Below are 14525 nucleotides of genomic sequence, written 5' to 3' on the forward strand. Positions count from 1 at the left end.
CAGAGGGTGTTTGATTCCATAGGTTCCGTTTGATTGAAGTTATACGCCTCGCCAGGTAGGGGTGGATTCGTCGGTGAGGTGTCGGGCCATGAGGTCGAGGTCGATTATGGCCAGGTGGATTACGGCTTCGGAACGGGCGGGCAGGACTTCGTAGTTGCGTGCCAGGCGGCGATGGAACATCAGCCAACCGAAGATGCGCTCCACGGCCCAGCGGCGTGGAAAGGAGTAAATCCCCTGGTCGCGGGGTCGCGGCGAACGACTTCCACATCGATGCCGAGCACGGCAGCGTGTTCGATGAGGGTGGTTCTGTGGGCGCTGTCGGCCCAGGCCTTGGTGATCGTCGGGTAGCGGCGGCGACAATTGTCAGCAGTTGCCGGCCAGCGGTGCCGTCGGACATGCTGGCGGCTGTGACCAGCACCGCGAGCAGCAGCCCAAGGGTGTCGGTGACGATGCTGCGCTTGCGGCCGACAATCTTCTTGCCAGAATCGATGCCGTGGGTGGATGCGGGCGCATTGGCCAAGGTCTTGACGCTCTAGCTAGTCGGCTTTCCGGTGGAAAGCGGCTGATCGCGCCACATTTCCATTACGTCCCGTTATGATGTCATAGCGGTAAGTGGCGAAAAACCGGTTGATCGGACGTGAGCCGTAAGGAACCATGGCGGGAGCGAGCCGTCCCCCTTAGGTGAGGAGTGTCACGCCCGGTCATGCCGTCACGATCAGGACCCACCTCAGACGCTCGAAAACCCTCCTGGTCCTCGCTGTGGCGGCTCAAGTCGTATCTGCGCCCCTACACCCGGCCGGTGGTCCTCATGTGGGCGGCGGCCGTGCTCGGCATCGCGGCCGCCATCCTGACCCCGCTCGTCGGCAAGGAGATCATCGATGGTCCGGTGGCGCACGGCGACCAGGACGCGCTGCTGCCGCTGGGGCTGCTCGCGCTCGCGCTCGGCGTGGCCGAGGCCCTGCTCACCTTCCTGCGCCGCTGGTCCCAGGCCGCCCCCGTGCTCGGCCTGGAGACGGCGATCCGCGACGACCTGTACCGCCACCTGCAGCGCCTGCCGATGCGCTTCCACGACGAATGGCAGTCCGGGCAGCTCCTCTCCCGCGCGACCACGGACCTGTCCACGATCCGGCGGTTCCTCGGGTTCGGCGTGCTGTTCCTCGTCATGAACGTCCTCCAGCTCACCACCGTGACCGTGGTGCTGCTGCGGATGTACTGGCCGCTCGGCCTGCTCGTCGCCGGTTCGGCGATCCCCGTCATCATCCTGTCGAATCGCTTCGAGAAACGGTACATCCGCATCTCCCGCCAGGTGCAGGACGAGCAGGGCGACCTCGCCACCTTCGTCGAGGAGAGCGCCCTCGGCGTCCGCACGATCAAGGCGTTCGGACGGCGGCGCCACGTGGCCGCGACGTACGACGGCCTGGCGGGCAAGGTGTACCGCACCTCCCTGGAGAAGGTGCGGCTGTCCTCCCGGTTCTTCACCTTCCTGGAAGTGGTGCCGAACGTCACCCTCGCCATGGTGCTGCTCCTCGGCGCGCTCGCCGTCGGCGGCGGCTGGCTGACCCTGGGCACGCTGGTGGCCTTCACCACGCTGGTGCTCCAGCTCGTCTGGCCGGTCACCTCGCTCGGGTACATCCTGGCGATGGGCCAGGAGGCCATGACGTCGGCGGACCGGGTCGTCGAGGTGCTCGACACCGTGCCCGAGATCGACGGCGGGGCGCAGGTCGTCGCCGAGCCGCGCGGCCACCTGCGTTTCGAGGGCGTCGGCTTCCGGTTCCCCGGCGCCGAGCGGCCCGTGCTGCGCGACGTCTGGCTTGAGGTGGAGCCGGGAGAGACCATAGCCATCGTCGGCGCGACCGGCTCGGGCAAGACCACGCTCACCGCGCTGGTGCCGCGGCTGGTCGACGTCACGGCCGGGCGCGTCACCGTCGACGGGCACGACGTGCGCGACCTGTCCCTGCCCTCGCTGCGTTCGGTGGTCGCCACCGCCTTCGAGGAGGCCACGCTGTTCTCGATGAGCGTCCGGGAGAACCTCACCCTCGGCCGCGGGGACGCCACCGACGAGGAGATCCGCGCCGCGCTGGAGATCGCCCAGGCCACCTTCGCGTACGACCTGCCCTGGGGGCTGGACACCCGCATCGGCGAGCAGGGCATGTCCCTGTCCGGCGGCCAGCGGCAGCGGCTCGCCCTGGCCCGCGCGGTGCTCGGCCGGCCCCGGATCCTCGTCCTGGACGACACCCTCTCGGCGCTCGACGTGGAGACCGAGGCCCTGGTCGAGGAGGCGTTGCGCGCCGTCCTCGCCGACGCCACCGGCCTCGTCGTCGCGCACCGGGCCTCGACCGTGCTGCTCGCCGACCGGGTCGCGCTCCTGCAGGACGGCACCATCACCCACGTCGGCCGCCACGCGGACCTGCTGGCCGAGGTCCCCGAATACCGGGCGCTCCTCGCGCAGGACGCCGATCTCGACCAGGAGGAGGCACTGCGGTGAGCGTGGAAGCGACCGGGGACGGCTGGCGCGGCGTCGCCGCGGAGGAGCAGGACCATCTCTCCGACCGGGTGTCGCTCCTGCTGCGTACCCGCTCACGCCGGCTGCTCGGCGACCTGCTCCGCCCGCACCGGCGCGGCATGGCGCTGCTGGTCGCGATCATCGTGCTGTCCAGCGCCGCCGGGCTGGCCATCCCGTACCTCGTCGCGGTCGGCATCGACGACGGCATCCCGCCGATGCTGCGCGGCGGCGGGCCCGGGACGCTGTTCGTCATCGTCGCCGCGGTCGTCGCGGCCGCGCTGACCCAGGCGCTCACCCGGCAGGCGTTCCTGCGGCTGTCCGGCCGCATCGGCCAGGACATCCTGCTCGAACTCCGCCGCCGCGTCTTCGACCACTTCCAGCGGCTGTCCCTGTCGTTCCACGAGAAGTACACCTCCGGGCGGGTGATCTCGCGGCTCACCTCGGACGTCGAGGCGATCGCCGAGCTGCTGGCGTCCGGCCTGGACGGGCTGGTCACGGCGGTGCTCACGCTGGTCGGCACCGCGGCCATGCTGCTCCTGCTCGACGCGCACCTCGCCGTGGTCGCGCTGCTGCCGCTGCCCCTGCTGCTGCTGTTCACCCGCTGGTTCCGGCGCGGGTCCAGCGTCACCTACCGCAGGACCAGGGAGACCGTCGCCCTGGTCATCGTCCACTTCGTCGAGTCGATGACCGGCATCCGCGCGGTCCAGGCGTTCCGCAGGGAGCCGCGCAACCAGGAGATCTTCGAGCGGCTCAACCAGGACTACCGCGACGCCAACATGCGCGGCATGCGCCTCGTCGCGGTCTTCATGCCCGGCGTCAAGCTGATCGGCAACGTGACCGTGGCCGCGGTCCTGCTGTACGGCGGATGGCTCGCGCTGCACGACGCCGTCACCGTCGGCGTGCTGGCCGCGTTCCTGCTCTACCTGCGCCAGTTCTACGAGCCCATGCAGGAGATCAGCCAGTTCTACAACACGCTCCAGTCGGCGAGCGCGGCGCTGGAGAAGCTGTCCGGGGTGCTGGAGGAGGAGCCCGCCGTCGCCGAGCCCCGCCACCCCGCGGCCCTGCCGTACGCGAAGGGGGCGGTGCGGTTCGAGGCGGTCGAGTTCGCCTACCCGGACGGGCCTCCGATCATCCCGGCGCTCGATCTGGAGCTCCCGGCCGGGCAGACCATGGCGGTGGTCGGCACCACGGGCGCGGGCAAGACCACCCTGGCCAAGCTGATCTCCCGGTTCTACGACCCGGTGGACGGCCGCGTCCTGCTCGACGGGGTGGACCTGCGCGACCTCGACGAGGCCGCGCTGCGCCGCTCGGTGGTCATGGTCACCCAGGAGAACTTCCTGTTCTCCGGCACGATCGCCGAGAACATCAGGTTCGGACGTCCGGACGCCACCGACGAGGAGGTGGTCGCCGCCGCCCGCGCGATCGGGGCGCACGCGTTCGTCGCGGCGCTGCCGGACGGCTACGACACCCAGGTCGGCAAGCGCGGTGGCCGGATGTCGGCCGGGCAGCGCCAGCTTGTGGCCTTCGCGCGGGCGTTCCTCGCCGACCCGGCGGTCCTCATCCTCGACGAGGCGACCTCCAGCCTCGATGTGCCGAGCGAGCGGCTGGTCCAGCGGGCGCTGCGCACCATCCTCGCGGACCGGACCGCCGTGATCATCGCGCATCGGCTGTCCACCGTGGAGATCGCTGACCGCGTGCTCGTCATGGAGGGCGGCCGCGTGGTCGAGGACGGCCCGCCGCAGCGGCTGATCGCCGGAGCGGGCCGATTCGCCCGCCTGCACCGCGCCTGGGTCGAGAGCCTCGCCTGACCGTACGCGCCGCGCCTGGGCGGCCGTACGGGAGAACCGGAGGCGGACGGAGCCGATGATCCCGGCTCGGTGACTGGTGAAAAAGTGCCCCGGGTGGGACTCGAACCCACACTGTACGGGTTTTGAATCCGCTCCCTCATGCCAATTGGGGTACCGGGGCTTCAATCCGGACACTGTGTGACATGTCCGAACCCGTCGCTCGGAGCCTAGCGGATGAACGATCAACCACAAGCCCCGTGCGTGGTCCTACTGTAGTGGACATCGGTAACCTCTTGTGCGTGACTACGCAGCGGCGAGTGGTGATCGCGGAAGACGAGGCCCTGATCCGCCTCGATCTCAAGGAGATGCTCGAAGAGGACGGCTACGCCGTCGTGGGGGAGGCCGGAGACGGTGAGACGGCCGTCAAGAAAGCCATCGAGCTGCGCCCCGATCTGGTGATCCTCGACGTGAAGATGCCCGTGCTCGACGGGATCTCGGCCGCCGAGCGGATCGTCTCCGAGCGCATCGCGCCCTGCCTCATCCTGACCGCGTTCTCACAGCGCGACCTGGTGGAGCGGGCCAGGGACGCGGGAGCCATGGCCTACCTGGTCAAGCCGTTCACCAAGGGGGACCTCATCCCCGCGATCGAGATGGCGGTCAGCCGCCACGAGGAGATCGCCGCGCTGGAGAAGGAGGTCTCCGGACTCTCCGAGCGGCTGGAGACCCGCAAGCTGGTCGAGCGGGCCAAGGGCCTGCTCATGGCGCAGCACGGCTGGACCGAGCCGCAGGCGTTCCGCTGGATCCAGAAGGCGTCGATGGACCGCCGCATGAGCATGCGGCAGGTGGCCCAGGTCGTCGTCGACGACGCGGCCGGTAGCTGAGGACGGGGACGGCTCCGCCCGGTGCTTCGTGTGGCGCCGGGTCGTACGCCGCACTACAGACGGGGCCGTACATGGACAAAAGCACCATCTTGGCGACCGCCCGTCCCCGATAAAAAGCGTAATTAACGTATTTTGCCAGGTTTGTTACCAGATTGATTTTGGGCTGGAGCGATCTACATAACAAAGCCATAACTGTGATGGGCTCTGTACCGACCTGTGACTTCGCGAGGTTGTACTACCGCTCACGACCCCTGGGCTGACCGCTGTCTTGGGGCGGACGCGTATCCGATCCCCATGGGGGGATCAAGCGAAAGGAAGGCAACCTTGCGATCCACGATCGCTCGCCTCGGTGGCGTCGTCGCTGCCGGTACAGCGCTTGTCCTCGGCCTCGCGGCCTGTGGGAGCGGCACTGAGGAGGCTTCGCCGACCGGTGCTCAGAACGGTGACGCTGTCACCACCCTCAAGATCGGGTTCATGGGTGACCTGACCGGGCAGGACTCCGCGCTCATGATCCCGCCGTCCCAGGGCGCGCAGCTCGCTGTCGACGAGTTCAACGCCAAGTCGACCAAGGTCAAGGTCGAGATGGTGAAGTACGACAGCCAGGGCAACCCCGACCAGGCCGTGACCCAGACGCAGCAGGCCCTCACTCAGGACAAGATCACCGCCCTCGTCGGCCCCGGTTTCTCCGGCGAGTCGCGCAACGTCGGCCCCATCCTGGAGCAGGCCAAGATCCCGAGCATCTCGGCCTCGGCGACCAACCCCGGGCTGGCCGAGAACGAGTGGAAGTTCTGGCACCGCGTCGTCGCCAACGACGGCGTCCAGGGCCCGGCCATCGCCGAGTTCCTGGTCAAGGCCAAGTCGGCCAAGAAGGCCTTCGTCATCGACGACGCTCAGGAGTACGGCGCCGGCCTCGGTGACGTGGTGGCCAAGGCCTTCGAGTCCCAGGGCGTCAAGGTCGAGCGCGACAAGATCGACCCCCAGGGCTCGGACTACTCCTCGACCGTCACCAAGGTGAAGGCGTCCGCGCCGGACGTCATCTTCTTCGGCGGCTACTACGCTCCGCTCGGCCGGCTGCTCAAGCAGCTCCGCGACGGCGGCGTGACCGCGGTCGTCTCCTCCGGCGACGGCTCGGTCGACCAGGCGCTCGTCGAGGGCGCGGGCAAGGACGCCGCCGAGGGCGCGGTCCTCGGCTGCCCCTGCCTCATCCCGTTCGGCTCGGACGTGCCGGAGCTGAAGACCTTCAGCGACAACTACAAGGCGAAGTTCGGCACCGACCCGCTGATCTACGCCACCGAGGGCTATGACGCGATGTCGGCCTTCCTGAAGGCGATCGAGGCGGGCAACACCACCTCCGAGAAGATCAACGAGTACCTCTCGACGATCGACTTCCCGGGTGTCTCCAAGCAGATCAAGTTCAACCCGAACGGTGAGATCGCCGCGAGCGTCATTCACATCTACGAGGTGAAGGACGGCAAGGTGACCTGGCTGGGCGACACCTCGAAGGCTCAGCTGAGCTGAGGCGACGAGTAGCGACCTGAGAACGCTGAGGAGCGGGAGCGACCCCCGGCTCCCGCTCCTCACTGCCCGGCGACCCCGGTTGCCCCAGTTCGAAAGCGACCACCGTGCTCAACGACTTCATCAGCCAGGTCGGGCCGTCCACCGTCGGAGGTCTGGCCAGCGGCGCCATTTACGCCTTGATCGCCCTCGGCTACACGATGGTGTACGGCGTGCTGCGCCTCATCAATTTCGCCCACTCCGAAATCTTCATGATCGGCTCCTTCGCGGCGCTTTTCGTGATCAACCTGATGGGGATCACGGGCCCGCTCAGCGGGATCGCGCTGGTCGGGACGATGCTCCTGCTCCTGCTGGCCTCCATGGCCGCCTCGGGCGGCGCGGCCGTCGTGCTGGAGCGGGTGGCCTACCGGCCGCTGCGCAGGCGCGGCGCCTCCAGGCTCGCGGCGCTCATCTCCGCGATCGGCGCCTCGATCTTCCTCCAGGAGCTCTTCGCCCTGGTGATCATCCCCGAGGTGTTCGACCGCCCCTCCCAGGGCCGCAACCAGGTCCCCGTCCCGCGGCTCTTCGACCGTGAGACGGTCTTCTCGATCGGCAACACCGACATCAGGAACGACCACCTGTTCATCATCGTCGCCGCCGTGGTGATGATGGTCCTGCTCGACATCTTCGTGAACCGCACCAGGATCGGCCGCGGCATCCGGGCGACCTCCCAGGACCCCGAGACCGCCGTGCTCATGGGCGTGAACATCGACAGCATCATCCGCACCACCTTCCTGGTCGGCGGCGCCATGGCCGGCGTGGCCTCGCTGCTCTACGCCATGGAGTTCGAGAACCTCCGCTTCAACGTGGGCTTCCTGCTCGGCGTCAAGGCGTTCACCGCGGCGGTGCTGGGCGGCATCGGCAACCTACGTGGGGCGCTCCTCGGCGGGCTCATGCTCGGTCTCATCGAGAACTGGGGCTCGATCTTCTTCGGCTCCGAGTGGAAGGACGTCATCGCCTTCTCCGTCCTCGTCCTCGTCCTCCTGTTCCGTCCCACCGGCATCCTCGGTGAATCCCTCCAGCGAGCGCGCGCATGAACGCTAACTCCAACGTCCGATCAGGAAACCCGCTGACGGCCCTCAGGCGGACCGTCGGCGGCTACACCGACGGCGTGCGCGACTGGTGGGCGACGGCCCCCCGCTGGGCCCGCTGGACTGTGTACGCCCTGCTGATCGCGCTCGCGATCGTCGCGCCCAGCGACGCCATCGGGTCGTTCATGTCCCCGCACTCGCACTGGGCGTCGCTGCTGTTCAGCCCGATCGGGACGTACGTCCTGCTGGCGGTGGGCCTGAACGTGGTGGTCGGGCAGGCCGGCCTGCTGGACCTCGGATTCGTCGCCTTCTACGCCATCGGCGCCTACACCATGGCGATCTTCGGCACCAAGTACGGCTGGAACTTCTGGCCGGTGCTCGTGGTCGGCATCTTCATGACGGCGGTGTCGGGCATCATCCTGGGCTCGCCGACGCTGCGGCTGCGCGGTGACTACCTGGCGATCGTCACGCTCGGATTCGGCGAGATCGTCCGGGTCACGGCGCAGAACACCGAGTCCATCGGCGGCTCGCGCGGCATCACGAACATCCCGCACCCGGAGCCCATCTTCGGCGTGGAGTTCTTCCTCGACCCGCTCCCGTACTACTACCTGCTGCTCGCGGCGATCATCCTTGTGGTCATCTTCGCGAAACGGCTGGAACGGAGCCGGGTCGGCCGAGCCTGGGAGGCCATCCGCGAGGACGAGGACGCCGCCGAGCTGATGGGCGTGCCGACGTTCAAGTTCAAGCTGCTGGCCTTCTTCATCGGGGCCATGATCGGCGGACTCACCGGCGTCATCTGGGCCAGCAAGGTCATCGCGATCCAGCCGCCCAACTTCCCGTTCATCCTGTCGGCCACGATCCTGGCCGCCGTGGTGCTCGGTGGCTCGGGCAACCTGCCGGGCGTGATGATCGGCGCGTTCCTGATCGCCTGGCTGCCCGAGCGCTTCCGGGGCTTCGCCGACTACCGGATCCTCATCTTCGGCGCGGCGCTCGTGCTGACGATGGCGCTGCGCCCGGAGGGCCTGCTGCCGCCCCGCCGTCGCCGCTCCATCAGCGGATCCGTCACGAAGCCCGAGACGCCCCCCGCGGGCGGTGACGAGGCCGGCGACGACCGGCCCGCCGAGGAGGTGGCCAAGTGAGCCTGCCGGAAAACGCGAGCTCGCCGGCGAAGACGCTCCTGGAGCTCCGCCAGGTCACCATGCGCTTCGGTGGCGTGCAGGCGCTCGGCGGAGTCGACCTCGCCGTCAAGGAAGGGGAGATCTTCGCGCTCATCGGCCCGAACGGCGCCGGCAAGACCACGGTCTTCAACACGATCACCGGCGTCTACCGGCCGACCTCGGGCGAGGTCGTCTTCGACGGCCAGAAGATCAGCGGCATGAAGCGGTTCAAGGTGACCAAGCGCGGTGTCGCCCGCACGTTCCAGAACATCCGGCTGTTCCACAACATGTCGGCCCTGGAGAACGTCCTGGTGGGCGCGGACGCGCATCACCGGACGGGTGCGGTCGGCGCGGCGCTCGGGCTGCCCTGGCACCGCCGCGAAGAGAAGCGCGGGCGCGAGCGGGCGATGGAACTGCTCGAGTTCGCCGGCATCGCCCACCGCGCCGACGAGACGGCCAAGAACCTGCCCTACGGCGACCAGCGCAGGCTGGAGATCGTCCGGGCGCTCGCGACCGAGCCCCAGCTCCTGCTGCTCGACGAGCCCGCCGCCGGCATGAACCCGGCGGAGAAGATCGAGCTGCAGACGCTCATCAAGGCCATCCGCGACGCGGGCCGCACGATCCTGCTGATCGAGCACGACATGGCCCTAATCATGGGCATCAGCGACCGCATCGCGGTGCTGGACTTCGGGCAGAAGATCGCTGACGGCCTCCCGGCCGAGGTGCAGAACGACCCGCGGGTCATCGAGGCGTACTTGGGAGCTCCCGCAGATGCTTCTTGAGATCAAGGACATTCACGTCCATTACGGCAAGATCGAGGCTCTCAAGGGCGTTTCGCTGGAGGTCGACGAGGGTGAGATCGTCACCCTGATCGGCGCCAACGGCGCGGGCAAGACCACCACGCTCAAGACCATCTCGGGCCTGCGCGGGCTGTCGTCCGGCAGCATCACGTTCGACGGCAAGGACATCAGCCGCCTGCCCGGGCACAAGCGGGTACTCGTCGGCATCGGCCAGTCCCCGGAGGGCCGGGGCGTCTTCCCCGGCATGACGGTCACCGAGAACCTCCTCATGGGCGCGTACGCCCGGCGCGGCGACTTCTCCAAGGACCTGGCCGAGGTGTTCGAGCTGTTCCCGCGCCTGGCCGAGCGCAAGGACCAGGCCGGCGGCACGATGTCGGGTGGCGAGCAGCAGATGGTCGCCATCGGACGGGCGTTGATGAGCAAGCCCAAGGTGCTCCTGCTCGACGAGCCGTCGATGGGACTGGCGCCGATGCTGGTCGCCCAGATCTTCTCGATCATCAAGGAGATCAACACGCGGGGGACCACGGTCCTGCTGGTCGAGCAGAACGCGCAGCAGGCGCTCCAGCTCGCCCACCGGGCGTACGTCCTGGAGACCGGCAGGGTGGTCAAGTCCGCCCCGGCCGCCGAGCTCCTGGACGACCCGCAGGTGCGCGAGGCGTACCTGGGCGGGGCGCTCGGGCAGCACTGACGACGCGACGCGGCGCGGGCCGGCCGGGGGACGCTCACCCGGCCGGCCCTACGCGTGCGCGCGCTCAGCGGACCGGCAGCTCGACGCCCTCGGACGGCGTGACCGAGCCGAACGGCGGCGCGCCGAAGAGCCGGACCTTCGTGATCCGCGCGTCCTTCGGCACGTCGAACCACAGGTCGAACTCCGTGCGGACGAAGCTGCCCATCATCATCTCGTCGGGCTGCCGCTTCATCGCCTGCGTGAAGGAGTCGACGTGGAAGACGCGGCCGTCGGAGGCGACGAGGAGCTGGCGCTTGGCCTCGAACTTCTGATTGGTCCGGTCGACGTTCTGCACGACGATCCTGGCGCTGGCGAACTGCCCTTTGGCGTTCCACTCCGCGTGGCTGCCGATCAGGCTCGACATGCCGTCCTGGAAGCCGATGAGCCAGAAGCGGGTGGCGCCGTCTGTCACGAGGGAGGGGCGGAGCACGCTCTCGCCGGGGCGGGCGGTCTCGGCCGGGAGTGAGTAGGTGTGCGGGGTCGCGGCTGGTTTCGCCGGCGGATCCGAGCATCCGGTCGTGAGGGCGGCTGTGGTCACGGCGACGACCGCGAGCAGTCCGGCCCGGGCAAACCACGGCATTACCGCACGATAGATCCACGCCCGGCGTCGGCGCACCGGCATGTGATCAGGCGTATCCGGATCGTTTCCTCGGCGCGACCCGGGCGTCTCCGGAGTCGCGGGCGGGGGAGGGCGGGGCGGCGCCGCTTCGTCTCGTCGAGCCCGTGGCGGCCTTTGGGACCGTGCGCAGCTTCCCCGGCTCCGCACGTTGTCTACTCAGCTCGCCACGGGCTCCGAGCCGGACCAGGCTAGCGACGGCACCGCCCGTCGTGCAAAGAAACGGCGCGATCCGTTCCGATCGGATCGGGGACGGCCGTCGGTCAGCCGGCGTCGCGCAGCATGCAGGTGAGTCGCGCGGTGCAGACGCGGCGGCCCTCGTCATCGCTGATCTCGATGTCGTAGGTGGCGAGGCTGCGTCCTCCGTGGACCCGGGTGGCCACCGCCGTGACGTGGCCCGACGTGGCCGAGCGGTGGTGCGTGGCGTTGATCTCGATGCCGACCGCGACCCGTCCGGGCCCCGCGTGCAGCGCCGCCCCCATCGAGCCGACCGACTCGGCCAGCACGCAGGAGGCGCCCCCGTGGAGCAGGCCGTACGGCTGGGTGTTGCCCTCCACGGGCATCCGCCCGATGACCTTCTCGGCGGTCGCCTCCAGGAGCTCGATGCCCATCCGCTCCGGAAGGTGCCCGCGGCTGATCTGGTTGAGGAAAGTCACGGAGTCGTCGGGATTGGTCAGGGTCAAGGGGATGCCTCCTGTACGCAAGAGCCTGCGGTTTCTGTCGTAGATGGAGACTAGGCTGCGGATGTGCCGAACACCGAAGCGACCCCCGACCGTCCGTGCCTGTTGCTCCTGGACGGTCATTCCCTTGCCTACCGCGCCTTCTACGCCCTGAAGGACGCGAATCTGATGACGACGGACGGTCAGCACACGGAAGCGGTGTACGGCTTCACCTCGATGTTGACCAACGTCCTGCGCGATGAGCGGCCGAGTCACGTCGCGGTCTGTTTCGACCGGAGCGAGCCGACCTTCCGGCACGAGGCGTTCGAGGCGTACAAGGCGAACCGGTCCGAGACGCCGGAGGACTTCCGCGGTCAGGTGCAGCTCATCTTCGAGTTGCTCGACGCGCTGCGCGTCCCGCACCTGTCGCTGGCGGGCTTCGAGGCGGACGACCTGATCGCGACGCTCGCCACCCAGGCGTCCGGCGCGGGGATGAATGTACTGATCGTCACCGGTGACCGCGACGCGCTGCAGCTTGTCAACGACAAGGTGACGGTGCTGATGACGCGGCGCGGCATCAGCGACATGACCCGGTTCACCCCCGAGGCCGTGGTGGACAAGTACGGTCTGACTCCGGCGCAGTACCCCGACTTCGCCGCGCTGCGCGGCGACCCGAGCGACAACCTGCCGAGCATCCCCAGCGTGGGGGAGAAGACCGCCACCAAGTGGATCTCCGAGTACGGCTCGCTCGACGAGCTGGTCCGCCGGGCCGACGAGGTCAAGGGCAAGGTCGGCGAGAAGCTCCGCGACCACCTCGGCCAGGTGATCCACAACCGGATGCTGACCGAGCTGCGGCGCGACGTCCCCCTCGACGCCACCCCGGACGCGCTCACCATGGGCGAGTGGGACCGCGAAGAGATCAACAAGCTGCTCGACTCGCTGCAGATCCGCGGCGAGCTGCGTGATCGGCTCTTCAAGACCCTCGGCACGGCCGAACCCGAGACGAGCGAGGGCTTCGAGGTCGAGGTCACCGTGCTCGGCCCCGGCGAGGTCGGCGGGTGGCTGGCCGCGCTGCCGGAGGGCCGGGCCGGCCTGGAGTTCCGCGGCTCCTACGGCAGCGGCACCGGGCGGCTGGACGGCATCGCCATCGCGGACGGGACGGGCGCCGCTTACATCGACCCCACCCAGCTCACGCCGGAGGACGAGGCGGCCCTCAGCGCGTGGCTCGCCGACGAGTCCCGGCCGAAGGCCGTGCACGACGCCAAGGGCCCGCTGCTCGCGCTGTGGGAGCTCGGCATGGACCTGCGCGGGCTGACCTGCGACACGGCCGTCGCCGCCTACCTGGCGCTGCCGGGGCAGAGCTCGTTCCCGCTCAACGACCTCGTCCTGCGTTACCTGCACCGCGAGCTGCGCAGCGAGACCGAGACCAACGGCCAGACCAGCCTCTTCGAGGAGGACGACGCGGCCGCGGCCGAGCTGGCGCTGCGGGCCCACGCCGTACGCGACCTCGCCGACGAGCTGGAGGCGCGCCTGTCGAGCCGGGGCGGCACCCGCCTGATCACCGAGGTCGAGCTGCCCCTGATGCGGGTGCTCGCCTCGATGGAGCGGGCCGGCATCGCGGCCGACGGGCAGTACTTCGCCGCGCTCGAAGCCGAGTTCGGCGCGGCGGTCAAGCAGGCGGTGGAGGCGGCGCACGCCTCGGTGGGCGAGCAGTTCAACCTCGGGTCGCCCAAGCAGCTCCAGGAGATCCTCTTCGTCCGGCTGAACCTGCCCAAGACGAAGAAGACCAAGACCGGCTACACCACCGACGCCGACGCGCTGACCTGGCTGGCGGGCCAGACCGACCACGAGCTGCCGACGATCATGCTGCGGCACCGCGACCAGATGAAGCTGCGCATCACCGTCGAGGGCCTGATCAAGGAGATCGGCGACGACGAGCGCATCCACACCACGTTCAACCAGATCAAGGCGGCGACCGGGCGGCTCAGCTCGGAGAAGCCCAACCTGCAGAACGTGCCGATCCGCACCGCCGAGGGCCGCCGGATCCGCAAGGGCTTCGTCGTGGGGGCGGGCTACGAGACGCTGCTCACCGCCGACTACAGCCAGATCGAGTTGCGGATCATGGCGCATCTGTCCGGTGACGAGTCGCTGATCGCGGCCTTCGAGTCCGGCCACGACTTCCACCAGGCGACCGCGGCGCGGGTCTTCGACCTCCCGCCCGAGCAGGTGGACGCCGACCTGCGCGCCCGGATCAAGGCGATGAACTACGGCCTGGCCTACGGCCTGTCCGACTTCGGGCTGTCCGGCCAGCTCGGCATCCCGGTCGCGGAGGCGCGCGCGCTCAAGGACGAGTACTTCCAGGAGTTCGGCGGGGTCCGCGACTACCTGGAGGAGGTCGTCTCCCGGGCCCGCACGGACGGGTACACCGAGACCATCCTCGGGCGGCGCCGTTATCTGCCGGACCTGACCAGCGACAACCGGCAGCGCCGCGAGATGGCGGAGCGGATGGCGCTGAACGCGCCGATCCAGGGCTCCGCGGCGGACGTCATCAAGGTGGCGATGCTCGACGTGCAGCGGGCGATCGAGGGCATGCGCTCGCGGATGCTGCTCCAGGTGCACGACGAGCTCGTCTTCGAGGTCGCCCCCGGCGAGCTGGAGGAGCTCAAGCGCGTCGTGGTCGAACAGATGTGCGGCGCATTCCAGTTCCGCGTCCCGCTCGACGTGTCCGTGGGCGTCGGCCCGACCTGGGAGGACGCCGGTCACTGAACAGGCTCCTCGCGGCCTGAGATTGCCTGCGATTCACCCGGAAT

12 protein-coding genes, 1 tRNA gene and 1 pseudogene are annotated in these 14525 nt (G+C 69.0%); 9 read left to right on the top strand and 5 right to left on the bottom strand.

Translation table 11 applies throughout. From position 1 onward, the window contains the following. Positions 1-39: 39 nt before the first annotated feature. Positions 40-360, bottom strand: a complete 321-nt coding sequence (locus AWQ71_RS39950; protein ID WP_084258665.1) for a transposase — start codon at positions 358-360, stop codon at positions 40-42. A 7-nt stretch (positions 361-367) separates the two neighbouring features. Continuing rightward, positions 368-520, bottom strand: a pseudogene (locus tag AWQ71_RS43675) (transposase); the annotation flags it as partial. A 183-nt stretch (positions 521-703) separates the two neighbouring features. Here AWQ71_RS43675 and AWQ71_RS07425 point away from each other — a divergent pair. Next, positions 704-2485: an ABC transporter ATP-binding protein gene (locus AWQ71_RS07425; RefSeq protein ID WP_067128619.1), complete on the top strand. Its 1782-nt coding sequence runs from the start codon at positions 704-706 to the stop codon at positions 2483-2485. After that, on the top strand, positions 2482-4311 hold the full coding sequence (locus tag AWQ71_RS07430) for an ABC transporter ATP-binding protein (RefSeq protein ID WP_067128622.1): 1830 nt from the start codon (positions 2482-2484) through the stop codon (positions 4309-4311). The genes AWQ71_RS07425 and AWQ71_RS07430 overlap by 4 nt, the downstream gene beginning before the upstream one ends. An 85-nt stretch (positions 4312-4396) precedes the next feature. Here the strand turns inward: AWQ71_RS07430 and AWQ71_RS07435 are convergent. Beyond that, positions 4397-4471: transfer RNA gene (locus tag AWQ71_RS07435), tRNA-Leu, on the bottom strand. A gap of 118 nt (positions 4472-4589) precedes the next feature. Here AWQ71_RS07435 and AWQ71_RS07440 point away from each other — a divergent pair. The 6 genes from AWQ71_RS07440 to AWQ71_RS07465 all read left to right on the top strand — a co-directional run bounded on the left by AWQ71_RS07440 (position 4590) and on the right by AWQ71_RS07465 (position 10401). Further along, positions 4590-5171: an ANTAR domain-containing response regulator gene (locus AWQ71_RS07440; protein WP_281195629.1), complete on the top strand. Its 582-nt coding sequence runs from the start codon at positions 4590-4592 to the stop codon at positions 5169-5171. A gap of 294 nt (positions 5172-5465) precedes the next feature. Beyond that, positions 5466-6689, top strand: coding sequence for a branched-chain amino acid ABC transporter substrate-binding protein (locus AWQ71_RS07445; RefSeq protein ID WP_281195630.1), 1224 nt, complete (start codon positions 5466-5468; stop codon positions 6687-6689). Positions 6690-6793: 104 nt separating this feature from the next. Beyond that, a complete protein-coding gene (locus tag AWQ71_RS07450) occupies positions 6794-7762 on the top strand; it encodes a branched-chain amino acid ABC transporter permease (RefSeq protein ID WP_067128630.1) in 969 nt (322 codons plus the stop codon). After that, the gene (locus AWQ71_RS07455; protein WP_084258666.1) at positions 7759-8895 is read left to right on the top strand and encodes a branched-chain amino acid ABC transporter permease; all 1137 of its coding nucleotides are present in this window, start codon (positions 7759-7761) and stop codon (positions 8893-8895) included. The genes AWQ71_RS07450 and AWQ71_RS07455 overlap by 4 nt, the downstream gene beginning before the upstream one ends. A gap of 59 nt (positions 8896-8954) precedes the next feature. Further along, positions 8955-9695 carry an ABC transporter ATP-binding protein gene (locus AWQ71_RS07460; RefSeq protein WP_067129044.1) on the top strand — a complete coding sequence of 247 codons (741 nt, stop codon included), beginning with the start codon at positions 8955-8957 and terminating at the stop codon, positions 9693-9695. Beyond that, the gene (locus AWQ71_RS07465; protein WP_067128633.1) at positions 9685-10401 is read left to right on the top strand and encodes an ABC transporter ATP-binding protein; all 717 of its coding nucleotides are present in this window, start codon (positions 9685-9687) and stop codon (positions 10399-10401) included. Before AWQ71_RS07460 ends, AWQ71_RS07465 begins: the two co-directional genes overlap by 11 nt. 64 nt (positions 10402-10465) lie before the next feature. Here the strand turns inward: AWQ71_RS07465 and AWQ71_RS07470 are convergent, their stop codons facing one another. Together AWQ71_RS07470 and AWQ71_RS41435 are read right to left on the bottom strand one after the other, a co-directional pair. After that, a complete protein-coding gene (locus AWQ71_RS07470) occupies positions 10466-11020 on the bottom strand; it encodes a hypothetical protein (RefSeq protein WP_067128636.1) in 555 nt (184 codons plus the stop codon). 299 nt (positions 11021-11319) lie between these two features. Beyond that, on the bottom strand, positions 11320-11739 hold the full coding sequence (locus tag AWQ71_RS41435; protein ID WP_067128639.1) for a PaaI family thioesterase: 420 nt from the start codon (positions 11737-11739) through the stop codon (positions 11320-11322). Between the two features lie 63 nt (positions 11740-11802). On the opposite strand from AWQ71_RS41435, the gene polA reads away from it, so the two are divergent. Continuing rightward, positions 11803-14481 (top strand): DNA polymerase I, encoded by a 2679-nt coding sequence (polA, locus tag AWQ71_RS07480; RefSeq protein WP_067128642.1) that lies wholly within the window; start codon positions 11803-11805, stop codon positions 14479-14481. Positions 14482-14525 lie beyond the last annotated feature (44 nt).

This window comes from Microtetraspora malaysiensis (assembly GCF_001528665.1).
Classification (GTDB): Bacteria; Actinomycetota; Actinomycetes; order Streptosporangiales; family Streptosporangiaceae; genus Microtetraspora_A; species Microtetraspora_A malaysiensis.